The organism is Pseudomonas sp. 05N36 (assembly GCF_056397385.1).
In genome coordinates this window covers 91,806-115,831 of sequence record NZ_JBFTNH010000017.1, presented here as the reverse complement: position 1 = coordinate 115,831, position 24,026 = coordinate 91,806, and the positions used below count along the sequence as shown (strand labels likewise).

The 24,026-nt window shown below is 58.6% G+C and carries 19 protein-coding genes and 2 tRNA genes; 11 read left to right on the top strand and 10 right to left on the bottom strand.

Annotated features, from left to right (window positions below; genetic code table 11):
• The first annotated feature begins 241 nt into the window (after positions 1-241).
• Both AC1DIH_RS20950 and AC1DIH_RS20945 read left to right on the top strand, forming a co-directional pair.
• Positions 242-317, top strand: a tRNA-Val gene (locus AC1DIH_RS20950).
• Positions 318-336: 19 nt separating this feature from the next.
• Positions 337-413: transfer RNA gene (locus AC1DIH_RS20945), tRNA-Asp, on the top strand.
• Positions 414-546: 133 nt separating this feature from the next.
• On the opposite strand, the gene AC1DIH_RS20940 is transcribed toward AC1DIH_RS20945, so the two are convergent.
• Positions 547-1,683, bottom strand: a complete 1,137-nt coding sequence (locus AC1DIH_RS20940; protein WP_477773120.1) for a catalase family protein — start codon at positions 1,681-1,683, stop codon at positions 547-549.
• Positions 1,684-1,711: 28 nt separating this feature from the next.
• Entirely contained in the window at positions 1,712-3,520 is a 1,809-nt protein-coding gene (locus AC1DIH_RS20935; RefSeq protein WP_477773119.1) for a di-heme-cytochrome C peroxidase, read from the bottom strand.
• Between the two features lie 270 nt (positions 3,521-3,790).
• On the opposite strand from AC1DIH_RS20935, the gene AC1DIH_RS20930 reads away from it, so the two are divergent.
• The 7 genes from AC1DIH_RS20930 to AC1DIH_RS20900 all read left to right on the top strand — a co-directional run bounded on the left by AC1DIH_RS20930 (position 3,791) and on the right by AC1DIH_RS20900 (position 11,989).
• Complete coding sequence (locus AC1DIH_RS20930) at positions 3,791-4,504, top strand: FKBP-type peptidyl-prolyl cis-trans isomerase (RefSeq protein ID WP_427530414.1); 714 nt, start codon at positions 3,791-3,793, stop codon at positions 4,502-4,504.
• Between the two features lie 294 nt (positions 4,505-4,798).
• Positions 4,799-5,254 (top strand): YkvA family protein, encoded by a 456-nt coding sequence (locus tag AC1DIH_RS20925; RefSeq protein ID WP_145021842.1) that lies wholly within the window; start codon positions 4,799-4,801, stop codon positions 5,252-5,254.
• A 115-nt stretch (positions 5,255-5,369) separates the two neighbouring features.
• On the top strand, positions 5,370-5,711 hold the full coding sequence (locus AC1DIH_RS20920; protein WP_019693067.1) for a helix-turn-helix domain-containing protein: 342 nt from the start codon (positions 5,370-5,372) through the stop codon (positions 5,709-5,711).
• Positions 5,708-6,079, top strand: coding sequence for a hypothetical protein (locus AC1DIH_RS20915; protein WP_019693066.1), 372 nt, complete (start codon positions 5,708-5,710; stop codon positions 6,077-6,079). Before AC1DIH_RS20920 ends, AC1DIH_RS20915 begins: the two co-directional genes overlap by 4 nt.
• Positions 6,080-6,481 (top strand): SEL1-like repeat protein, encoded by a 402-nt coding sequence (locus tag AC1DIH_RS20910; RefSeq protein WP_477773118.1) that lies wholly within the window; start codon positions 6,080-6,082, stop codon positions 6,479-6,481. It abuts the gene before it with no gap.
• Positions 6,482-6,710: 229 nt separating this feature from the next.
• Positions 6,711-11,579 carry an RHS repeat-associated core domain-containing protein gene (locus AC1DIH_RS20905; RefSeq protein WP_477773117.1) on the top strand — a complete coding sequence of 1,623 codons (4,869 nt, stop codon included), beginning with the start codon at positions 6,711-6,713 and terminating at the stop codon, positions 11,577-11,579.
• On the top strand, positions 11,576-11,989 hold the full coding sequence (locus AC1DIH_RS20900) for a hypothetical protein (RefSeq protein WP_477773116.1): 414 nt from the start codon (positions 11,576-11,578) through the stop codon (positions 11,987-11,989). The genes AC1DIH_RS20905 and AC1DIH_RS20900 overlap by 4 nt, the downstream gene beginning before the upstream one ends.
• 132 nt (positions 11,990-12,121) lie before the next feature.
• On the opposite strand, the gene AC1DIH_RS20895 is transcribed toward AC1DIH_RS20900, so the two are convergent.
• A complete protein-coding gene (locus AC1DIH_RS20895) occupies positions 12,122-13,888 on the bottom strand; it encodes a bifunctional diguanylate cyclase/phosphodiesterase (RefSeq protein WP_477773115.1) in 1,767 nt (588 codons plus the stop codon).
• A gap of 127 nt (positions 13,889-14,015) precedes the next feature.
• A complete protein-coding gene (locus tag AC1DIH_RS20890; protein WP_477773114.1) occupies positions 14,016-16,103 on the bottom strand; it encodes a carboxy terminal-processing peptidase in 2,088 nt (695 codons plus the stop codon).
• A 220-nt stretch (positions 16,104-16,323) separates the two neighbouring features.
• Here AC1DIH_RS20890 and AC1DIH_RS20885 point away from each other — a divergent pair, with 220 nt between their 5' ends.
• Positions 16,324-17,286 carry a zinc-binding dehydrogenase gene (locus AC1DIH_RS20885; protein ID WP_477773113.1) on the top strand — a complete coding sequence of 321 codons (963 nt, stop codon included), beginning with the start codon at positions 16,324-16,326 and terminating at the stop codon, positions 17,284-17,286.
• Between the two features lie 147 nt (positions 17,287-17,433).
• Here AC1DIH_RS20885 and AC1DIH_RS20880 read toward each other — a convergent pair whose 3' ends face one another.
• From AC1DIH_RS20880 to AC1DIH_RS20855, 6 genes are all read right to left on the bottom strand, one after another.
• Entirely contained in the window at positions 17,434-18,087 is a 654-nt protein-coding gene (locus AC1DIH_RS20880; RefSeq protein ID WP_477773112.1) for an HAD family hydrolase, read from the bottom strand.
• A gap of 40 nt (positions 18,088-18,127) precedes the next feature.
• Positions 18,128-19,132 (bottom strand): ABC transporter ATP-binding protein, encoded by a 1,005-nt coding sequence (locus tag AC1DIH_RS20875; RefSeq protein WP_103319899.1) that lies wholly within the window; start codon positions 19,130-19,132, stop codon positions 18,128-18,130.
• Positions 19,129-19,929 carry an ABC transporter permease gene (locus AC1DIH_RS20870; RefSeq protein WP_216742609.1) on the bottom strand — a complete coding sequence of 267 codons (801 nt, stop codon included), beginning with the start codon at positions 19,927-19,929 and terminating at the stop codon, positions 19,129-19,131. Before AC1DIH_RS20870 ends, AC1DIH_RS20875 begins: the two co-directional genes overlap by 4 nt.
• Positions 19,916-20,761, bottom strand: coding sequence for an ABC transporter permease (locus AC1DIH_RS20865; protein WP_123580274.1), 846 nt, complete (start codon positions 20,759-20,761; stop codon positions 19,916-19,918). Before AC1DIH_RS20865 ends, AC1DIH_RS20870 begins: the two co-directional genes overlap by 14 nt.
• A complete protein-coding gene (locus tag AC1DIH_RS20860; protein ID WP_477773111.1) occupies positions 20,758-21,564 on the bottom strand; it encodes an alkaline phosphatase family protein in 807 nt (268 codons plus the stop codon). Before AC1DIH_RS20860 ends, AC1DIH_RS20865 begins: the two co-directional genes overlap by 4 nt.
• A gap of 177 nt (positions 21,565-21,741) precedes the next feature.
• Complete coding sequence (locus tag AC1DIH_RS20855; RefSeq protein WP_477773110.1) at positions 21,742-22,818, bottom strand: ABC transporter substrate-binding protein; 1,077 nt, start codon at positions 22,816-22,818, stop codon at positions 21,742-21,744.
• 361 nt (positions 22,819-23,179) lie between these two features.
• Between AC1DIH_RS20855 and phnR the strand changes: the two genes are divergently transcribed.
• A complete protein-coding gene (gene phnR / locus AC1DIH_RS20850; protein ID WP_427530436.1) occupies positions 23,180-23,893 on the top strand; it encodes a phosphonate utilization transcriptional regulator PhnR in 714 nt (237 codons plus the stop codon).
• Positions 23,894-24,026: the final 133 nt, after the last annotated feature.

The window sequence follows — 24,026 nt, the reverse complement described above, 5'->3', positions numbered from 1 at the left end:
GAATACCGGCCTGTCACGCCGGGGGTCGCGGGTTCGAGTCCCGTCCGCTGCGCCATATTCGGTAACCTGGAACACTGAACGCCAGGTCACCACGGAAAGCCCGCTAACGCGGGCTTTTTGCTGTAAGAGTTCCATGCGATGTGCACTGTTTCATTGAAATTCAGCTTTTTTAATATTTTTCTTAATTAAATCAGCACGTTATGAATTTTTGTGGCACAATGCGCCCCGCAACGAAGGTAAAGGGTGATTAGCTCAGCTGGGAGAGCGTCTGCCTTACAAGCAGAATGTCGGCGGTTCGATCCCGTCATCACCCACCACTTACTTTCAACGCTACGCGCAGCGGTAGTTCAGTCGGTTAGAATACCGGCCTGTCACGCCGGGGGTCGCGGGTTCGAGTCCCGTCCGCTGCGCCATATTCGGTAACCTGGAACACTGAACGCCAGGTCACCACGGAAAGCCCGCTTAATGCGGGCTTTTTGCTGTCTAGGGTTTTATCAAGTCATTGCTCCGATGGAAAAGCGACCCTTGGGTCGCTTTTTTCGTGGGTCACTGTTCGGCATTGCGCGCGTGCCGGTAATCACTGACCGCTTCGTACACCGCTTTACGTAGCCGATTGATACCGCCGATAGGGCGATGGGCTTCCAGGCCAAACCAGGGGTTGAAGGACTGGTTATCGCATTGCAGGTTCAGCGCTGGCGTGTCGAAGTCCTGGGCAGGGATCCGGATCCGCGCCACGGTTTCAAACGGCGCATCGCTTTCACGCCATTCGATGCTGGTGTCCTCGATCGGCATGTACCTGGTCGGATCCTGGCGCTGGATCTGCAGGACAAAACACGCGGGCACCCGATCCGTCGACAGCTGTTGATTCAGTGCGCTGCGCAAATAGTTTGGCAGTGCTTGATTCTGCGCAGGCAGGGTGTAGTCGGGGCAGCTGCCAGGGTCTGGTGCAACGCGGAACTTGGCATTGGCCGTACCGAATTTATACGGCGAGACGGAAAAATAAGTGGTCTGGGTCGGGCTGGCCGGTGCTGGCGCCAGCGTCGCCAAGGCAATGAACAGGTGACGAACCTGCCAGCTGCGCGGATCCCAACTCGGAAAGAACGCCATGACCTGTTTGCCATCCGCCTGGGCCGCGACGTTCTGACGGTACTCGGCGACATTGCTGACGAAGAAGTTCGGATGGCTGAACATCACGAAGTCCTGCTCGCTGCGGCTCTGCTGATCCTTGAGTAGCTGCGTTCCCGGTACATCAAGCAATTTGATCGCCATGCCTCGGGCATCGCGGACGCTGTCGAATTGTGGATAGGCGTTACCGTTGGACAGGCGCAAGACAGCTTGCCAGGTCTTGCCGGCTTCGCTAAAGACACCTTGGCGCAGTTCAGGCGCCAGGTCGGCCAGCACTTGAACCTCGGCTTTTACACAGCCATGCGCCTTGGCGTGGGCATCGCGCAGGAAGCGAGTGTTTTCGCGGTGCTGGTCGACGATGCGCACGGCGGTCTGGATGATCTCCTGCGTCATTGCCGCTTCACCGGCCGGAATGCGCTCGTTTGCGGAGACCGGGCCGCTGTGATGCCAGGCGAACCAGGCTGTCGCCACTGCCCAGCCCAGCAAGCCGAGTCCCAACAGGAGCAGCAGGGCTTTGCCTAGTAGTACGCCAATGCGCAGCCAAAGAGTGATCAACATACGCAAGTCCTTTTGGCTGAGGTGATGGTCATGGCAGTTGCGATTCCAAAGGACCGCCAAGCACTTTCAGGTATTCCAGTAGCGCCCAGCGCTCTTGTGCTTGCAGCAGACGGCCGATGACCCCGTTGCCTCGTTCGCCTGCACGAAATTCGTGACCGCCGTTGTGGTTGCCGGTGATTCGCGTGTCGAACTCAAAACCGTTGCTGAAGGCTTCAGTGCGATAACCCAGGTGCTGCGGGTCGTATTCGAACGTGCCTCTATAGAAGGTGGCTGCACGTTCATCCTGCGGCGAGAGCAGTTGGTAGATATTCGGCACCGAACCGTTATGCAGAAACGGTGGCGTCGCCCAGACGCCCGCCAGCGGTCGTGCCTTGTAGGCGCGTAGTTCACGAACGCCAATCGGCAGCCCGAATCCATCCATGGCAGGGCGCTCTTCAGGTGTGACGTTGGCGTCACGGTAAGCGCGGTTTTCGACGAAGGCCGTTACGTAAGCCAACCCTTTGGCAACCGAGAGTTTGCTCAGGTCCAGTGGTCCGGCAGGCGCCGGGTGCAGTTTGACGTCCAGTTTCGCCAGTTCGGCCAGGTCCCATTTGAGCGCGCTCAGGTCGAAACGGTGGTCGGCGATGTTGTTGGCGGCCCCCGGGTCGGTGCCGATGACGTCCACCGGCAACATCTTCAGTTTCTGTTCTGGCCGGCCGTTGGTTACCGTCACGTTCGGTACATGGCAACCGGCGCAGTTCTCGGCGAACAGCGTGCGGCCCTTGGCGGCCAGCGGCTTGTCGATGCTGCCGAGCAATGCTTCGGGCCAGGCCGGAGGTTTGAGTCGCTTCAGGGTTTCTTCGATCAGTTGCAGGTCACGTACTCGCACACTGGAAGGGTAGCGATCGTCGCCCTTGAGCGGCTGGCCGGCGGCATCGAAGAAGCTCAGAGTCGCGCCGACACCCAGGGCTTCGCCGATGTTGCGTGCCATGGGTTGCTGGGCTGAGCCGTTCCATTGCACCCAGTCGAAACTCCAGATATCCCATAGCTGGGGGTAGTCCACGGGCGCATTGGCCACTCGATAATTGTTCGGCGAAATGGCGTCGCCGAAACTGGCATTGGCGATACGACCGAAAGCGTCGGTACGGCCCGGGCCTTCTTCGGTGGGGTAGAGGCCGCGGTGGGTGTCATTCCAGGCAGCGCGCAAGAAGGTATCCAGCGACGTTTTGAAGTCCTGGCGCAGTTGTGAGTGCTGGGCGTCATAGTCCTGACCGAGTACATTGCGTGCGAAGCGTTCGAATTTCCAGGGGTTGTAGTAGGTCGAGGCGAGGCTTGCGACCAATGCCTGACCGAAACTGCCGCCGCGCAGAGTGGGGACACTGGAAGGCAATACGTGCTGGGCCGAGCCACCGTCGATGCGTACTGCCTGGCCTTTAAAGTGCAGCTCGCCGGTATGGCAGGCGGCGCAGGTAACATCCAGAAACTCTTCTTTACTGCCTGGATTCTGATGACGGGCGAAGCCGACGGGCAGGTTGCCGGGGTTGTTCGGCGTGGCTTTCTGGGCGGGATCCACCAGAAAACCAAAACGCGCGAGGTATTCGGGCGTGGCAAAGCGTTGCTCCGAGAACGGCAGTTCARGTGCTGTGAACCAGTTGTAGCGCAGGCCTTTGACCTGCGTACCCTGCGGCGTGAAGTAGTAGGTCTGGCGGTCGGCGGCGTCCCACTGCTCGAGGTAGTTCACCTGCTCGACTGGCGTATAGGCCGGCAGCTTCGGGTTGGCGACGTAATACAGGACCACCGCCAGAGCGACTGCCAGCAGGGTGATTATCAGTAACAGCACACGGATCAAGAGGCGCAAGTTAGACTTCCTTGTCGATTTATAGCGTTGTTATGCCTTAGCTTCGGATGCGCGGCAAGTGGCCATTACGCCGGACGCTGTAGGAACCGACGTTTATTACGCTGAGAAGAAGCTGACAGAAGCTTCATGACCACCCCTCGCAAAATGCGTTAAAAGACCTGAACTTATCGGAGCTTTCCTGCTCTCATGCCGGTAGCCATTGGTCGTGGCGGCCTGATAAGCTCGCGGCTTTATTCGATTGCCCTTTAGGCGCATGAACAAGGAAATAGCATGAAACAGCATCGGTTGGCGGCGGCGGTGGCCCTGGTTAGCCTGGTACTTGCGGGTTGTGACTCGCAGTCCAGCGTCGAGCTGAAAACCCCGGCGCAAAAAGCTTCCTACGGTATTGGCCTGAACATGGGCAAGAGCCTGGCTCAGGAAGGTATGGATGACCTGGATTCCAAAGCCGTAGCCCAAGGCATCGAAGATGCCGTTGGCAAGAAAGAACAGAAACTGAAGGATGACGAACTGGTCGAAGCTTTCGCTGCGCTGCAAAAGCGCGCTGAAGAGCGTCTGGCCAAGATGAGCGAAGAGTCGGCAGCTGCCGGCAAGAAATTCCTCGAAGACAACGCGAAGAAGCCGGGTGTCGTTACCACGGCTTCGGGTCTGCAGTACGAAGTGGTCAAGAAAGCCGACGGCCCACAGCCTAAGCCGACTGACGTAGTGACTGTTCACTACACTGGCAAGCTGACCAACGGCACCGTTTTCGACAGCTCCGTCGAGCGCGGCAGCCCGATCGATCTGCCGGTCAGCGGCGTGATCCCGGGTTGGGTTGAAGGTCTGCAACTGATGCACGTTGGCGAGAAGTACAAACTGTACATCCCTAGCGACCTGGCCTACGGCGCACAAAGCCCTAGCCCGGCAATCCCGGCCAATTCGGTGCTGGTATTCGACCTGGAACTGCTGGCGATCAAAGATCCGGCAAAACAAGACGCCGCCAAGTAATCAGCGTCTGTTATAAAAACAACGCCCCGTTCATGCGGGGCGTTGTTGCATCTGGCGTTCAGTGGTCGACAATTCAAGCGAACGGACGCAGTGGAGTGGAGTCACAGCATTGAGGGTGCCGCAGCTAAACGCAGCAGGTTGCCAAGTCAATGAAATATTGGGGTTTTTTTATGTGAGTAAAAAACGCCCGATCTGAGCCGGGCCCTTGTAAGACGGGGCCTTCAGGCGTGAAAAGCGGCTCTGTTCACAAGGTTATCCACAATTTGTGTGGATAACATTTCAGCGAGAGAGATGATGAAAGCACCCTGGAATTTCGCTCGATTTCTACCCTTGGCGGGAAGGTTGCTCAGTCGTGGGCGATTACCGGCCCTGTTGTTTGCCGTCGCCAGGAAAGGCGCGAGCCAGGGTAACCGTTTGGGCAAGCTTAAAGACGACCTGCGATTGCTGCAGGCATTGTGCCTTGCGTACTGGCGCGGTGAGTATCGGGACATCAGTCGCAAGTCGATGCTGACCGTGGTGGCGGGGCTGATGTACTTTCTCAGCCCGCTCGACGCGATCCCGGATTTCATCCCGGTATTTGGCATGCTCGATGACATCGCCGTGCTGGCCTGGGTGATGAAAACCCTCGATGACGAACTGAACGCTTTCCGTGCCTGGCGCGACCGCCAGAGTCCAGAAAAGCTTGCGGTCGTGGAGCGCTTGCCGGATACGCCGGAGCAATTACAACTGCAAGGCCCGAAAAAAACCTGATTTGAATCAGGTTCATCCATAGATTGATCGCCCCTCGCGACCTTGGCGGCTGTTAGGATTACACTTCTAAGGAAAAGTGCTGACTCGCTAAGTGTTGTTGTCCTACGGGGTAGTCATGGATATTCAGATAATTGCACGTGATGGCGAACCCGAATATGCGGTTCTGCCGTGGGCTCAGTATCAAGCGTTATTGAAAGCAGCAGGCGTCACTGAACAACCACCGCGTGAAGCGACAGTCCGTCACGCGGCCGCAGCAGACCAGGTTCTTCCGGGTCTGGATCAACTACGCAGTTTGCGCGAAGGGAAGGGCATCGCCATCGAGGCGCTGGCCCGCACGGTAGGCATCAGCCCGTCTTACCTGGCCTTGATTGAAAGTGGCGAGCGTCAACCTGACGCAGCGATTCGCCGCAGCCTGGCCTGGGAATTGACGGTGCCGGGATGGAGGGATGAATCGTGAGCGTACGCATCAGTCGTCAACATTGGGACGGATTAATCGGCGAGCTGGATCAGGCCCGCCGCCAGCGTCATCTTCTGACTTATCGCGCTTTGCTTGAACGTTTGCAGTTGCCAAGCCCGGCCATGCAAACCCTGACTGCGGCCCTTGAGCACCTGGCGGCTCTGGATGCACGGGCCGAGCAGCCGCTGCGCAGTTCGCTGGTCATCAGCCAGGGCGCCAGCCGTCTGCCGCGCACCGGGTTCTTCGAATGCGTCGAGCGACTGGGGCGTTTCTCCGGACCTTCCGATGGCGTGGCTGCCGCGTCCTGGCATGCGTCGGAAGTGGTGCGGGTATTTGAGTACGAATACCCCGAATCAGCGGAGGCCTGAATGCTCTGGCGACTCAAGGCTCGTGCCAGTTACTGGCTGGCACGCAGGCTGTTTCATTGGTCATGGTTTGTCCGTCAGCCACGTGGCTGGAGCTGGCTTGAAGGCCAGTTCGCGCGCATGGCGAACCTCGGTGATGTCGGTGCGCAAAGCTTCTACGGCCACATCCTGACGTTTCGTGGCCAAGGCCTCGGTGCCCGTGAAGAGGGCGTACGTTTGTTGCGCCTTGCCGCATTGGCGGGGGACGGTAAAGCGGCTTATCAGGTCGGGGTGATCAGCCTTGCCGGAACACCGGGCAAGGCCCCTGATGCTGCCGAGGCAGCGCGTTGGTGGCAGATGGCGGCCAAGGCCGGACATCCGCTGGCCGAGATCAAGCTCAAGGAGCTGGCGTCACGTGATGCTTGACGGCCACTCTCACGCGGGCTGATCCGGTTTGCCCGCGATCGCGGGTAAACCTCTTTCCTACAGGCGTTTGCGACCTATTCGCCGACCAAGCAGTGCCCGTTCTGCTTGATTGAGCCATTCCCTCCGCTTTAGCGAAATACCCTACATCCTCCTCCGTTTGTCCTGACTTCATTCCCCGCGCAATCCCCGCACAGTCTCGCGTCCCACAGCGACCGCGCGAAGATTGCGAATGCTCGATCCAAAAAAACTGCAGGCCTTGAACACTGCCATTGGCCATCTGGTCATTGCTGCGCTGAACCCGAAAGATCCGGACATTACGGCGGTCTTCAATGACTTTCGGCACTGCCTTAGCGACTACGATTCCTGGGCCGAAAGTTTCTGGACGGGCGCAGCGCTGGATGTCGAACAGGTGTTCAAGGTCGGCAACGACGTCAGCCTCAGCGCCCCGAAAAACTCGACCACACCGATCAGTGCCACCGTTGCGTCCTGTCCGGCTGGCGGATCGTTGACCCTGGTGCACATGTTCGACACTGCGCGTTTCGTGCCGATCGGCAATACCCCGGTGATGCTCGAAGCATTGGTCGACGGGCCGGGAGGAGATGAGGTAGTCGGCGAGCCGGTCCACGCAGTTATCGGCCCTGGCGGCATCCTTGAAGTCCCCGAATGCTGGCGTGGCCAGCGGCACCGAATCACCTTTTACCCCAACGTCTCTCAAGACCACGTCAAGGCGCTCTACGCCTCCTATCAAACCACCATTGCCGAACTAGAGGACTGGCTGCAAAGCGAGTGGACGAACGAGTTTCAACCGCTGTGGGCGAGCTTTTCGCAAAGTGGTTTTCTTGAGCGCTACAACGCGTTGCAGCAGGCTGATCGGCGGGGTGTCGAAAGTGCTTTGCTCGACCTCTGGGACGATGTCCAGCAGCTCTATCAACTGCTGGCCGACCTGCAAGCCAACAGTGAAAAACTTCTCGAGTACCTGACCCAGGCCGAACTCGAAACCCTGCTCAACGCTTCCACAGAAGCGATTGCCAATGGGTTGCTGGTGCTCAGCGATGAACCGTTGCTGTTCATCTATCTGACGGCCGTCACCAGTTGGTTGCGGATGCTGCCGCCGCAGTACGAAGCCGAAGTAATGGCCGAAATTCGTACAGGCGTGTTGGTCGGATTGCTCCTGGCCTGCGTGACCGGACCGATGGGCGTTGGGGCCGGTGTGGGCGCCAAAGTGTTGGGGAAGATCAAGTCACAGCGTGCTCGACAGTGGCTGGCAGCCTTGAGCATCCGGTTGGCGCAAGTGTCGAGCAATCAGCGTTTCAGCAGTCACGCCGATGCGCTCAAGCCGCTGATGGTGAGTGCCCGAAATGCGTCGTTGGCGCCAACACCCCGGGGGCCGCTGAAGATTACCCCTGGCGAAGCGTCGATCCTTTACGTGAAAAACCCTGCGGCCATCGCCCGCGACAAGTCTGGGCCCAAGACCAGCCTGAGCAAGCAGGAGCATCACGACAACGCCCCGGATCAGGCGAAAAACCCCAACGGCGACAGCGCCGATTCGGCAGATAAAACCGCCACCCACAACTGCCCGGTGTCGATGGTTACTGGCGAAGAACTGCTGACCCTCACCGATGGCGAGCTCGATGGTGTGCTGCCGTTCGCCTTCACCCGGTTGTACCGCACCAGTGCAGTCGAAATCGATAGTGGATTGGGTTTTGGCTGGAGCCACTCGTTGGCGCATCGCCTGGAAATCGAAGGCGACAATGTCGTCTGGATCGACCACGAAAACCGCCGCACGCGCTTCCCAAGACCCAGTGCCGAGCGTCCGGCGATCCATAACAGTTTGTCCCGTGCAGCGATTTATCTGGGTGACGAGCCCGAGGAACTGATCCTCGCCCAGGCCGGTGAGGCGACACGGTTCTACCATTTTCGTGACGGTAACCTCACGGCCATCAGCGACCCTTACAACAACCGCCTGCGTATCACCCGCGATCGCCAGGCGCGCATCAAACGTCTGGACAACGGCGCCGGTCGCGCCTTGCTGTTGTGTTACGACCGGCGACATCTGATTGCCGTCGACTATCAAGTCTATCGCGCGGCGGCGAGTGCCGATGATGCCTGGCAAACCGAGCAAACGCTGGTCGCCTATCGCTATGACGACTGCCACCGACTGATCGAAGCCGTCAACGCCGCGGGGGAAAGCGAGCGCTACGACTACGACAATCAGGCGGTGATACTCCAGCGGCAACTGGCCGGCGGCGCGAGTTTTTTCTGGGAGTGGGAGCGCGAAGGCAAAGCCGCCCGATGCGTGCGGCACTGGGCGAGTTTTGCGCAGATGGACGCCCGTTATGCCTGGGACGATAACGGCAGCGTCACGCTGCACAACGCCGATGGCAGCCAAGAGGTTTACGTCCACGACCAGCAGGCACGGCTGGTGCGCAAGGTCGAGCCGGACGGTGCCGAACACCTGAAGGCTTACGACGATAACGGTCAGTTGGTGGCCGAGAAAGATCCTCTCGGTGGTGTCACCCAATACACCTATGACGACGCCGGGCGGCTGCTGGCGGTCATTCCGCCAGAAGACGAACCAACTTACTACGAGTATCACAACGGTTTCGTTCGGGCGATGCGTCGGGGCAAGGCGCGTTGGAAGTACCAGCGAAACATCCAGGGCGATATCACCGAACAGATCGACCCTGATGGGCACATCACCCATTACCAGTACGATGATCAAGGGCGACTGCTGTCGATCCGCTATCCGGATAACAGTTGCCACCTCCTTGTCTGGAACAACCTCGGGCAACTGACCGAAGAGCAACTGCCGGACGGTGGTCGGCGGTGTTTCGCTTACGACGCATTGGGCCGGCTTAGTCGTCGTCAGGACGCACACGGTGCGGTCACCCAGTATCAATGGGACGTTCTCGGCCGGCTGATCCAGACCACTTTGCCTGGAGGTGTCACCCGCGCCTTCAGCTACAACGCCTACGGAAAACTCATCGCCGAACGCGATGAGTCGGGCCAGGTCACGCGCTACGAATACGCCGATGACCTGCATCTGGTCAGCCGTCGCATCAATGCCGACGGCAGCCAGTTGCACTATCGCTACGACAACGCGCGGTTGTTGCTCAGCGAAATCGAAAACGAGGTGGGCGAAAAGTATCAGTTGGCGTACGGCGCCAACGGGCTGATCGAGCAAGAAACCGGTTTTGATGGTCGGCGCACGGCGTACCGCTATGACCTCAACGGCCATCTGCTGGAGAAAACCGAATTTGGCGATGACGGCTCAGCGCTGATCACCGCTTACCAGCGCGATGCGGCGGGGCGCTTGCTGGTCAAGACCTTGCCCGATGGCCAGAAGGTCGACTATCGCTACGACAGCCTTGGTCGTCTGGTCAGCGTCGATGACGGTCGCGACCACCCGCTGGAGTTCGAGTACGACCAGCAGGACCGACTGATCACCGAACATCAGGGTTGGGGCACCCTGCGTTATCGCTACAACGCTTGCGGTCAACTCGATCACCTGCGCCTGCCGGACAACAGCACCCTCGACTACCACCACGCCAAGGGTGGCGCGCTCAGCGCTATCGACCTCAACGGCACGCGGCTGACCACGCACGTCTTTGACGCGGGGCGCGAGCGGCAACGCCAGCAGGGCCAATTGCTCAGTCGGTATCACTACGATGAGCAGGGTCGATTGCACGCCCACGCGGTTTCTCATGCCGAGCAGCCACGCCATCGTCGCGATTACGCCTACAGCGCCAACGGCAACCTCGACTTCATTGCCGACAGTCGTCACGGCCAACGCAACTATCACTACGATCTGCTGAACCGTCTGGTTCGCGTCCGCCACTCTCGCAACCCAGAGCAGGAAAGCTTCGCCCATGACCCTGCCGGCAACCTGCAGATGCACGATCGCCCGGGCCTGGCGACGATCAAAGGCAACCGCCTGCTGCTGCAAGGCGACCGCCATTACGACTACGACGCCTTCGGCAACCTGATCTTTGAGCGCCGCGGCACCGCACAAAAACTCGTCACCGAATACCGCTACGACTGCCAGCACCGGTTGATCGGCATCACGCTGCCGGATGGCAGAACCGCCAGCTACCGCTATGACGCCTTCGGTCGGCGCATCGGCAAAACCGTCGACGGCCACACCACCGAGTTTTTCTGGCAAGGCGACAACCTCGTCGCCGAAAGCAGCAAAAAACACTACCGCAGCTACCTCTACGAACCCGGCAGCTTCCGCCCGCTGGCCATGCTCGATGGCAAAGGCCCACGCAAGGCCTGCCCGTTCTACTACCAACTCGACCACCTCGGCACCCCGCAAGAGCTCACCGACTACAGCGGCGAAATCGTCTGGTCGGCGACCTACAAAGCCTACGGAAAACTCGCCAGCCTGAAGCACTTTGGCGAAGAACAGCTCGAGCAGCCGTTGCGCTTTCAGGGGCAGTACTTCGATGCTGAATCGGGTCTGCACTACAACCGCCATCGCTACTACAATCCGGATATTGGCCGCTACCTGACACCGGATCCGAGCAAGCTGGCGGGTGGGTTAAACGGGTATCAGTACACCCTGAATCCGACGGGGTGGGTTGATCCGCTGGGGTTGAATGACTGCCCGGGGGCGGGTAAGTGCAAGAAACCGGGGGAGGCGGAAAATCCGGCGGGGAAGGCCTCGGTAGACAGAGGCGAGCCAAAACCGCCAAAAGGGGAAGGTGATTATCTATATCGCGGAGACGAACGAGAACCCGATGATGTGTTTGAAAATGGATTCAAGAGCAAAGGGAAAAGCAATGATTTATTTCTTCATTCAATGGATAGCGATTATCCGCCTAGCAACTTTATTAGTACCTCTACCTCAAGGGATGTGGGGAAGAAGTTTGCTACGAATGACCATACACGGGTAGGGTATTTGTATACCCTGCGAAAAATTCCAGGCCATGATTTAAAAAAAGAATTGGGAGCGGATTATCTGTTTGGTGCAGAGAAAGAAATCGCAATACCCTCTAGAATCAAGGGTGAGGATGTTCTTGGTGCAACGTTGATCATAGACAACGGTCGCGAGTTCGGATACTCCATACCTAATCCAAATAGGAAGATAAAAAAATGAGCTCTACAATTATTGTGGATATAGTTGTTGGTGTTAATGGTGGCAAGGAAGGCGCTCAGCTTATCTGCGATAAAAAGAAAGTGACGATAGAGTTCTTAATGCGGAACGGCTATCGCAAGGTCTATTCTGATCATGATTTTTACAAGTGTTTTGCGAGGGTCAGAGAAGGTCATCCTGATTTTATTTTTTACTGCGAGGGGGCGAAAGTTAATGTTCATACGTCGAGTATGTCTTCTCAGATGTCACTTGGTTTGAAAGCCTATGAGCTGACTTTAGGGAAAGCGCCTTCGCTAGATGATGTTGTATATATATTTGATTATGCTGAAGGTGAGCTCACGAATGACTATAGTGTTCAGAGAGAGTTTTATATGCGCTGGATAAAGTCAGAGAAGCCCATTGATGATGAGTGAGCTTGATTTAACGGCTTTATGTTTATGAGTTCGTCGCTTTCATTCGCTGGCTTGTCAGCGGCGAGAGCGTTATGTGTGATGATGTTGTTGGGTAAATAAACGGTCAGTTCATTTCTCTCGCCGCTAAACAGTTTAAGCTTGCTTCGCCAACCCCAAACTATCAATCACATGAATACTCCCCCCCTGCACATTCTTCGCATGATGCTTGGCCTGTGAGGCCATTTCCGCGAGTTGGCTGGCGTCGAGTTGTCCACAGGCCTGCGGGTGTAGATGCACCACGCCAATCGACAGCGACAGCAGCGCAAATTCCTGGCGGACGCCCTGACGATTGGGCGCGATGAAGCAGCCGGCTTCCAGGTGTTCGCTGCGGTAGAAGCGTCGGCATTGGCCGTGGAAGTCCTCGAGCAGCTGGTTCAGGCGCTTGTGCCAGTCTTCCGGGCCGAGGACCAGCAGGAAGTCATCGCCGCCGATATGGCCGACGAAATCGCGGCTGGGGTCGACGCGGTCGTTCAGGCATTGCGCCAGACACAGCAGGACTTCATCACCGCGGCCGTAGCCATAGATATCGTTGAAAGGCTTGAAACTGTCGATGTCGACGTAGCAGATCACCGACTCGCGGCTCTGCTGCAACAAGCGAGTCAGGCACTGCTGGATCGGCACGTTGCCCGGCAACAGGGTCAGCGGGTTGGCGTAGCGGGCCTGTTGGATTTTCAGTTCGGTAATCAGTTTGAGCACATCGATCACCCGACCCAGGCCCAGATAGCCGCCGTTGAGGGTGATGATGAAATCCTCTTCGATGCGCTGCCGGGCGCGGCTGGTGATCAGCCGGCTGACCTGTTGCAGCGACTGGCTGAGCTCGACGGCGAGGAAGTCATCGCTCATCAACCGGCTGATCGGCTTGCGCGCGAACAGATCGGTAGCAAACGGCTTGAGCAGCGCATCGGACAGCGAGTGACGGTGGACGATGCCACAGGGCTGACCGAGTTCGTCGAGCACTGCCAGCGAGTTCAGGTTGGCCTGACGACGGAAAGCCTCCAGCACGTCAGCGGTAGGGGTATCGCGGTGTACAGCCGGATGTTCGTTGAGCAGGGCGCTGAGGTCGCTGCCTTCATCGTTGAGTGCCACTGCACTGCTGTCGTGCTTGGGCATCATCGTCCGGGCGTCCCGTGGCGGGTGCTCCTGCGGACGGCACAACAGATAGCCCTGCACCAGGTCGACCCCCATCTCGGTCAACACCGCGAGTTCCTCCGGAAGTTCGATACCTTCGGCAATGACCTGTGCCCGCGAAGCTTTGGCGATCTGCAGGATCGAGCCGACGAATTCGCGCTTGAGCGCGTCCTGATGAATACCATCGATAAAATGCCGATCGATCTTCACATAGTCCGGACGCAGTTCCGACCAGAGTCGCAGGCTCGAGTACCCGGCCCCCAGGTCATCCAGTGCAATCGAAAAGCCCATGGCGCGGTAGTGATGCAGTGCGTTTTGCAGCAACTGAAAATCGTCGGTCGGGGTTTGCTCGGTCAGCTCGATCACCACCTGACTTGGTGGAATGCCGAAGTCCTGGAGCATTTGCAGGGTTCTACCCGGTTGATGGTCGGCTTCGAGCAACGATTCGGGGGAGACGTTGAGAAACAGTTTGCCCGGTAACTGTTGTTCATTGAAGCGGCGGCAGGCGCTGTGTCGGCAGGCCATTTCCAGTTCGCTGAGACGGCCAGCCTGGCGGGCCACAGCGAACAACGCGATGGGCGAATGCAGAGGGCTGTTGGAGGGACCGCGACTGAGGGCTTCGTAACCGAGGATGCGTCGTTCGGACAGCGAAACGATCGGCTGGAACAGACTGTGCAAACCACTTTGAGCCAGGATTGAACTCAAGGCACTCAGCTGTTCGGTCGTGGTCATGGCGATCTCTGGCGATAAAAAAAGGACCGGGCCCGCTCTTTTTCAGAGAGCGGGCCCAGTCCTTTATTTCACGACAGAATGATGACTGTTTGATGACGATCCGGGGATCGTCAGCATTAAATTGCCATCACTTTTTGTTGCTGGCGACCGCGGTGTTCAGCTTCAAGTAATCCAGCAGGATGCGCCCGGTTTCGCTCAGGTAGGCATCGTCTTCCGGTTTGGTCTTTTCTGGCTCGGCCGCGATGGCGTCTTCGTCTTCTTTCTTCAGTTCTTTGAGCGGATCTTCGCCCTTGGCCTTGCGGCGGATGTTTTCCATCACCAGCTGCTTGGCTTCGATATCGGCGTGTTGCGCGCGACGTTCGGCTTCATTGAGGCTGACGGTTTTTTCCGCCATCAGCTTTTGGGCCAGTGCCAGCTTGTCGCGAATGAACACAAACTCCGCGTCCTTGGCCGAACGGGCATCATGCTCGGACTTGAGCTGTGCCAGGTACGGTTTGAACGGGTCGACTGCCGGCTTGATGGCCGGGCGAATGGTGTCCCACGGCATGGATTCCGGCAGGGCGCTCTCGCCGATTTCCTTGGTGTCGATGATCGACGGGAAGTCGACATCCGGCAGCACGCCCTGATGCTGGGTGCTCTGTCCGGAAACCCGGTAGAACTTGGCCAGTGTCAGTTTCAGCTCGCCATGGTTCAGCGGCTGGATGGTTTGCACGGTGCCTTTACCGAAAGTCTGGCCGCCGATGATCAGCGCGCGGTGGTAGTCCTGCATGGCGCCGGCAAAAATCTCCGAAGCCGAAGCAGACAGACGGTTGACCAGCAACGCCATCGGGCCTTTGTAGAAGGCGCCCGGGTTTTCGTCTTCCAGTACATCGACCCGGCCGTCGGCGTTACGTACCAGCACGGTCGGACCTTTGTCGATGAACAGGCTGGTCAGCTCGGTGGCTTCCTGCAAGGAACCGCCGCCGTTGTTGCGCAAGTCGATGACCACACCGTCGACCTTGTCTTTTTGCAGTTCGGTCAGCAGTTTCTTGACGTCGCGGGTGGTGCTCTTGTAGTCCGGATCACCGGCGCGGAACGCCTTGAAGTCCAGGTAGAAGGCCGGGATCTCGATGACGCCGAGCTTGTAGTCCTTGCCGTCCTGTTTGAGGTTGAGGACCGACTTCTTCACCGCCTGATCTTCAAGCTTCACCGCTTCGCGGGTGATCGAGACGATCTTGGTGGTCTGGTCGTTTGGCGCATTGCTGGCCGGGATCACTTCCAGGCGTACCACAGTGCCTTTCGGTCCACGGATCAGCTTGACCACTTCGTCCAGGCGCCAGCCGACGACGTCGACCATTTCCTTGCTGCCTTGGGCAACGCCGATGATCTTGTCGGCCGGTGCAACCTGTTTGGTCTTGTCCGCCGGGCCTGCCGGCACCAGGCGCACGACTTTCACCTGGTCGTTATCGCTCTGCAACACGGCGCCGATGCCTTCCAGCGACAGGCTCATGTTGATGTCGAAATTCTCCGCGTTATCCGGTGACAGATAGTTGGTGTGCGGGTCGTAGGACATGGCGAAGTTGTTGATGTACGCCTGGAAGATGTCTTCCGGACGGGTCTGGTCCAGGCGCAACAGCTGATTCTTGTAGCGCTTGGTCAGGGTGTCCTGAATCTGCTTGGGGTCTTTACCGGCGATCTTCATCCGCAGCACTTCGTCCTTGACGCGTTTGCGCCACAGGTCGTCGAGCTCGGCAGTGGTCTTCAGCCACGGGGCGTCCTTGCGATCGACCAGCAAGGTTTCCCTGGTGGTGAAGTCCATCTTGTCGACGCCTTTGCTCAGCTCGACCAAGGCGAAGTCCAGGCGCGCCTTGACGCGGTCCAGATAGCGCTTGTAGATGGTGAACCCGGCGTTCAGGTCGCCGCTTTTGAGGAACTCGTCAAACTGGTTTTTCCATTTGTCGAATTCGGCGATGTCACTGGCCATGAAATAACTGCGCGACGGATCGAGCAGCTTCAGGTAGCTGTCGTAGATGATCGCGGAACGGGCGTTATCGAGCGGCGGCTTGCTGTAATGGTGGCGCTTGAGCAACTCGACGACGTTAAGGCTGGCAATCACCTCGTCACGATCGGGCTGAAGGTTGTCCCAGCTATTGGCTGCGAACGTAGTGGGCGACAGCGACAAGCTGCCCAGGCCAATGGAAAGCGCAAGTGCGGTGCTGGAGAACAAATGCTTCATGCTGATTCGACGCGGGGGCAATTGATAACGCATATTAGGCCGTCTTTAAAGTCGCCGGTTCCACAAGGCTCTACGCAAACTGCTCGCGTATCGATCAGGCTGGGTTAAAACCGTCTGATCGCCACTCGGCGAATTTTCGTACGACCCTGGGCCGGTCGCATAATGCAAAAAACCCGGCGCTACAGCATCGGGCTCAGTCCAGACTCACTATGGAGGCACTGTGAAAGCATTGCAAGGCGTTGAAGGTCGAGTGGAGTGGGTTGAAGAGCCCAGTCCGACGTGTGACGTAGGACAAGTTCGCATTCGAGTGGCGGCAGCGGGCCTCAATCGAGCCGATTTGTTACAGAAGGCAGGACTCTATCCGCCACCACCGGGCGCCAGCCAGGTGCTGGGCCTTGAGTGTTCAGGCGTGATCAGCGAGGTCGGTGCCGGGTCGTCCTGGCAGGTCGGAGACCGGGTCTGCGCACTGCTGGCGGGTGGCGGGATGGCCGAAGAGGTGGTGGTCGATGGCCGTCACGTATTGCCTGCGCCCGAAGGCTTGTCGCTGGTCGAAGCGGCAGCGTTGCCTGAGGTCTACAGCACCGCCTGGCTGAATTTGTTCCAATTGGCTGCGCTCAAACCGGGTGAGAAAGTTCTCCTGCACGCCGGGGCGAGTGGGGTTGGTTCAGCTGCCATTCAGCTGTGCAAGGCATTCGGCAACCCGTGCTGGGTCAGCGTCGGTTCGGCTGATCGACTGGCCTACTGCGAGGCGCTGGGGGCACAAGGCGGGGTGATACGCACCGATGGGCTGGAGGGGCTGCGTGACCTGGGGCCATTCGATGTGATCCTCGACCCGGTCGGCGCCAACTACGCCGCGCTGAACCTGAAGTTGCTGGCGCTCGACGGGCGTTGGGTGTTGATCGGCCTGATGGGCGGCCGTGAAGCGCCGCTGGATCTGGCGCAGGTGCTGGCCAAAAGGATTCAGTTGCTGGGGTCGACCCTGCGCAGCCGTGACGAACAGTTCAAGGCCGATCTGTTGAGTGATCTGCGCCAATATGTCTGGCCGCTGTTCGCCGAAGGGCGCCTGAGCCCGCAACTGGCCAGGACCTTCCCGATCAGGGACGCTGAAGCGGCGTTTGCCGAGCTTGCGACCAATCGGGTGTCGGGCAAGTTGGTGCTGGTGATCGACGAAAGCCTGGTCTAAAGGGCTTCACTGAACCGTGGGAGCGAGCCTGCTCGCGATTCAGGCGACGCGGTCTACCTGTGAGACCGCGTTATCGTTCATCGCGAGCAGGCTCGCTCCCACAAGGATTGCGTCGAGCTTGCTCGCGATGAAGTTGACGCGGTGGCGCTACTTCCAGAGATGGATCGGCCAGCCGGCCTTTTCGGCGTGTTCGAGCAGCACCGGGTCCGGATTGACCACATGCGGATAGTCGACTTTGATCAGCAACGGCAGATCGTTGCGTGAATCGGAATAGAAACTTGCGCCTTCAAGGTTCTCCTCTTCGGCGTCCAGCCACTCCAGCAAGCGCGTGATCTTGCCTTCGCGATAGGTCAGGGTGCCGACCGTGTTGCCGCTGTAGACCCCGTGAGTCACTTCCAGCTCTATAGCGAGGATCTCGTCGATGCCCAGGCGTTCGGCGATGGGTTTGACCAGGTGTGTGCCCGAAGCGGAGATCACCAGTATCCGGTCGCCGGCCTTGCGGTGCTCGGCAATGGCTTTGCAGGCGTCGCTGAAGATGATCGGCTCGATGAAATCTTCGACCCACGGCGCCACAAGGTGCTCGACTTCTTCCGGGGTGCGTCCGGCCATCGGCTCCAGGCTGAAGGCCATGTAGTCCTCCATGGCCAGGTGACCCCTGCCGTAGGAATCCATCAATTCCTTGTCGCGGCGCAGGAACGATTCGCCGTCGACCCAACCGAGGCGGACCATCTGCTCGCTCCACAGTGAGGCGCAGTCGCCATGGATCAGGGTTTCGTCCAGATCAAAAATTGCCAAAGCCATCAGTGCTGCTCTCTCTTTAACAGTGTGCACAGCGAAAACATCAGGCTACCTCACACAGGGCCGTCGGATCGATGGAAAGTGCCAGTCGCTGACCGTCGGCATGCAGGTCAGCCGCCGAACGGTTCAGCACGTCTACCACCAATTCCACACCACGGGCCTCGACCCGATAGCGGATCACGTTGCCCAGCAGGCTGTGGCTGCGGATAAGCGCATCCGGTTCGCCATTGCGGCTCAGTTCGATAGCTTCCGGGCGAATCGCGATGCGGCCATTGATCGGACGTTGCAGCAGCTTGCTGGCGCTGGCGGCATCGAGCAGGTTGTAGTTGCCGATGAAGCCGGCGGCAAACACATCGACCGGTGCGGTGTAGAGCGTTTCAGCATCGCCGCTCTGGACGATCTTGCCCTGGTTCATCAGGAAGATCCGGTCGGACATGGTCAGGGCTTCTTCCTGATCGTGCGTCACGAAAATCGTGGTCAGCCCCAGCTCGCGCTGGATCTGCCGGATCTGCTCACGCAGGTGTTTGCGGATTCGAGCATCGAGTGCCGATAGCGGCTCATCGAGCAGCAGCAAGCGGGGGCGGGTGACCAGCGAGCGGGCGAGGGCCACGCGTTGGCATTGGCCGCCCGACAGTTGATGCGGGTAGCGGCTGGCGAAGTCGGTCAGTTCAACCAATTGCAGCACTTCGAGCACGCGCTTGCGGCTGTCGTCGGCGTTGACCTTTTGCATGCGCAATCCGAAGGCGACGTTCTGCTCCACGGTCATGTTGGGGAACAACGCGTAGCTCTGGAATACCATGCCGATTCCGCGTTTCTGCGGACTCAGCGGCACCAGGTCATGGCCATCGAGCAGGATCTTGCCGCCATCCACTGCGGTCAGCCCGGCGATGCAGCGCAGCAGGGTCGACTTGCCGCAACCGGACGGGCCGAGCAGGGTGACGAACTCGCCTTTCTGGATTTCGCAATTGATATCGCTGAACACCGGAGTGCCGGCGGAGCCCGTTTGCGAGTAGCTTTTTTGCAGGTGTTGGACGCTGACATAGCTCATTGGCTTTTGTCCTTGTTCAAGATATTGGCAGCCCAGGTCAGAACCAGCACAAAGAAAAAGTAGGAAATCACCAGCGCGCTGGTGAAGTGACCGCTGCTGTTACGCATGTTGTTGAGGTAGACCTGCAGCGTTTCGTAGCGCGTACCGACGAGGATGTTGGCGAACACGAACTCACCGAAAAGGAATGAGAACGACAGCAGCAACGCGACCATCAAGCCCTTGCGCAGGTTCGGCAGCACCACCAGGAACGCCGCTTGCCAGGTGCTGGCACCGAGCAGTTGGGCGGAGTCCATCAGGTCACTCAGGTTGATCGCTTGCAGGTTGTTGGTGATTGCCCGGTACATGAACGGCAGCGCCACGGTGAAGTAGCAACCGACCAGAATCCACGGTGTACCGACCATCGCGAACGGTCCCGAACCGTAGAGCTGCAACAGCCCCACCGAAGACACCACGGGCGGCACCGCGAACGGCAGCAGGATCAGGATGTTCATCAGCGCGTCGAGCTTCGGGAAGTGGTAATGCACCACGAACAGCAGCGGCAGGATCAACACCACCGACAGAATCAGCGCACCCACGCAGACCAGCAGTGACTGGCCAAAGGCACCGAGAAAACGCGGATCGCTCCACAGCTGGATGTACCACTTGAAGGTAAAGCCGCTGGGCAGAACGGTGGCCGACCAACTGCTGGCGATCGAGTAGATCAGCGTCCCGGCCAGCGGCAGCAACAGAATGGCGAACAGCAGGTAAACCACGACCCGGTGATAGACACCGACGGGGCCCAGTTCAGCGCGAGACATGGTAGCTCCTCTTCAACAGCAACTGATGGACCACGGTCACCAGGGTCATCAACGTCACCAGCACAACGGCCAGGGCACTGGCCATGTTCGGGTCCAGGGAAATGTCGCCCGAAACCATCGCCGCGATGCGGATCGGCAGCACGTTGAAGTTGCCGGTGGTCAGGGCGTAGACCGTGGCATAGGCGCCGAGGGCGTTGGCCAACAGGATCACAAAGGTGCCGAGCAAGGCCGGGGTCAGTACCGGCAAACCGATATGTCGCCAGAACTGCCAGCCATTGGCGCCGAGCAGGGACGCCGATTCGCGCCAGTCTTCACGTAGGGCGTCGAATGCCGGGTACAGCAGCAACACGCCGAGGGGAATCTGGAAGTAGGTGTAGAGGATGATCAACCCGGTTTTCGAGTACAGGTTGAAGTCCTGAATAATCCCGGCCTGCTTGAGCATGATGGTGAAGCTGCCGTTGAACCCCAGCAGGATGATGAACGCAAAGGCCAACGGGACACCGGCAAAGTTGCTGGTCATGTTGGCGAAGGCGTTGACGAAGTTGCGCAGCTTCGAATCGACCCGGCGCAGCGAGTAACTGCCGAGGATTGCGATAACGATGCCGAACACGCTGGACCAGAAGCTGATCTCGAGGCTGTACTGGATCGCCTGCATGTAGAACTTCGAGCTGAAGATCTTGTTGAAGTTGGCCAGGCCCCAACCGAACTCTTCCGATTGCACACTGTTGATCAGCACCCAGCACAGCGGGGCGATCTGGAACACGATAAAGAAAATGGCGAAGGGCACCAGGCACAACGCCGCCAGCCACTTGCCGCGGGTGATTGAATTCACTTGAGCAGCTCCCGGCAAACAGGCTTGTCGTGGGCAATACCCAGCAACTCGCAGACAGTGCCACACAGTTCGGTTTGTTTCGGGGCTGCATGGGGATTGAAGCTGAAGGCATCGCCGATGACGAACAGCGGTACTTCACGTTCTTCGGCCAGCAGGCCGTTGTGGGAACGGTCGTTGTTCATGCCGTGGTCGGCGGTCACCAGCACCTGATAGCCGGCGTCGAGCCAGCCTTGCAGGTAGTCGGCGAGAATGATGTCCGCCGAGCGGGCGCTGTTGCGGTACTGCGCCGTGTCGAGGCCGTGCTTGTGTCCGGCGTCGTCGATGTTCATGGGGTGGACCAGCAGAAAGTTCGGCGCATGACGCAGGCGCAGGTTCTCGGCGTCGGCGAACAGGTGCGAATCGGGGTAGTGATCGGACCAGTAGAAATGCGCGTGCTGGATCGGTAGTTCAGTGTTGTCGGTATGGCGGTCGCGGGCCGCCACGAATGGCGAACGGTTATACAGCTCGCTGACCCAGTGGTAGGCCGCAGCGGCGGTGCTGAGCCCGGCGGCGGTGGCGTAGTGGAACACGCTGCGTTGGCTGGACAGGCGCGACACGTTGTTGTGGACGATGCCGCTGTCGATCGGTGTGACGCCGGTCAGGATGCATTCATAGAGCGGGCGCGACAGGGACGGCAGTTCGCATTCGAGTTTGTAAAAGGCTGCGCGTCCTGCGCCGACATARGCCTGAAGATGTCCCATGGCATGCCGCGCGACCTCGTAGTTCAGGCCATCGAGCACCACAAGGATGACGTTGTGCTTCATGGGGGCAAAAACTCCGCAAAACAGAAATCTTGAAATCAACTCAATCTACTGTGGGAGCGAGCCTGCTCGCGATCGCTGTCTGACATTCAACACATGTGTCGAATGTTAAGCAGCCATCGCGAGCAGGCTCGCTCCCACAGGGATCCTCATCAGAACACCCCGTGGGGAGCTACAGCATTACTGCATATTGATGATGACTTCTTCCTGCCACTTCTGCGGCAGGGCCTTGGAGGTTTTTTCCCAGGCATCGGCGTCGGTGATCGGCTTGGGCTTGGCGGCTTCGTACTGCGCGGCCGGGATCAGGTTTTTCACCACATCCGCCGGTAGTTTCAGGTCTGTTTCAGCACGAATCGGGCGGGCGTTACCGCGTGCCAGGTTGATTTGGCCGGCGTCGCTGAAGATGTACTCGCGGGCCAGTTTGGCAGCGTTCGGATTCTTGGCGTATTTGTTGATGATGGTGGTGTAACCGGATTTCACCGAACCATCGGACGGGATCAGTACGACATAGTCATCCGGGTTGACCATCTTGGCTTTATAGCTCAGGCCGTTGAAGTCCCAGACCACACCGACTTCGACTTCACCCTTTTCCATGGTGGAAATCGTCGGGTTGGCCAGCGACAGGCGACCTTGCTTGGCGATCTCGGCGAACATCAGCAGTGCTGGCTGAATGTTCTTTTCATCACCACCGTTGGCGATGGCGGCGGCCAACACACCGTTGGCGGCTTGTGCAGCGGTGCTCACGTCACCGATGGAGACCTTGTATTTACCGGTTTTCAGGTCAGCCCACTTTGTCGGGGCTTCGGAGCCATGCAGCAGCTTCTTGTTGACGATGAACGCGATGGTGCCGGTGTAGGCCAGTGCCCAGTTACCGTCCTTGTCCTTGGCCCAGTCCGGAACGTGCGCCCAGGTGCTTGGCTTGTACGGTTGAACCACGCCCTGCTTGACCGCAATCGGGCCGAAGGCCGCGCCGACGTCGCCGATGTCAGCACTGGCGTTGTCTTTTTCGGCAGCGAACTTGGCGATTTCCTGAGCCGAGCTCATGTCAGTGTCGATGTGCTTGAGGCCGTACTTTTTGGAGAGGTCTTCCCAGGTGCCTTTCCAGTTGGCCCAGTCATCGGGCATGCCGACGCTGTTGACGGCGCCTTCCGCTTTTGCAGCGGTTTCCAAGGCTTTTAAATCGGTATCAGCCGCCATGGCTGCGGTGCACATGGCAATGGTCGAGCCTAACAGTGATGCCAGGAAAAGCTGTTTCATCCGAAGCTCCTTTGGGCGTATTCAACGCTGCGCTTTTATCTACGTTTGCAGTTGGGTTGGTCTAGGTCAGCAATACCTGAGCCAATTTAGGTGAGCTGGATGACACTTTGATGTCGGTATCAGGCGCGCTCGCATTCTTTTCGCTCGGTAGTGGTGGCTGCGAAGTAAGCGTAGACCATGGCCGGAAGGCCGGTTTGCAAGGACTTGGCCGCTTATTTGCACAGGTCTGGATCAGCCGTTCGGCGGCTTTGTCATTGATCAGTCATATGTATTGCCTAGGCTTGCAATACGTTTCAGGACGCGTTTTTTGGCGCCGTCCTGCCCCGAAACAGTGCTGGTCTAGTCCAGATAGGTAACGTTGATGCGTGAAGAGGCAACGAAAGCGGTGACAGCCATCGGTCAGGTGCTCCAGGAGCAGATCGACCACGGTCTGCTGGCGCCCGCGAGCAAGCTGCCGGCCGAGCGCAAACTCAGTGAGTTGTTCGGGACCACGCGGATCACCGTGCGTGAGGCGTTGTTGCAACTGGAAGCGCAGGGTCAGATTTATCGCGAGGAGCGGCGTGGCTGGTTCGTTTCGCCACCGCGTCTGGCGTACAACCTGATGCAACGCAGCCACTTTCACGCGATGGTCAGTGCGCAGGGGCGGGTGCCGTCGACCGAGGTGATTTCGGCGCGGTTGCAACCGGCGTCAGCGGCGGTGTGTGCCTGGTTGCAGTTGCCGGCGTTGTCGAGCGTGATTCAGATCTGCCGTTCGCGGCGCATTGATGGGCGGTTGGTTTTGTATGTCGAGCACTATTTGAATCCGCAGTTTTTTCCGGGGATTCTGGCGTTCGATCTGAATCAGTCGATTACCGAGTTGTATGCGCGGCATTACGATTTGCACTATGGGCGGGTGCGCTTCGAGATTGTGCCGACGGCGTTGTCGGTGGATGCGGCGGCCGCACTTCGGGTGTCCGTGGGCAGTCCGGGGTTGCGGATTGCGCGGGTCAATTATGATCAGCATGGGCGGTTGATCGATTGTGATCTGGAGTTCTGGCGGCATGACGCGATTCATGTCGGGGTGGATGTTGCCTGAGTTCTGCTTTTAATGAGGTGCGGTTGGTAACGCTGGTGAAGCGTTATGGGTACTAACTAAATATTCTGAAATTATAAGTTTGTTAGTTGTTCTATGTGGAAGTGCCGATTTTATGTAAGGTGGTCCTGAGTCG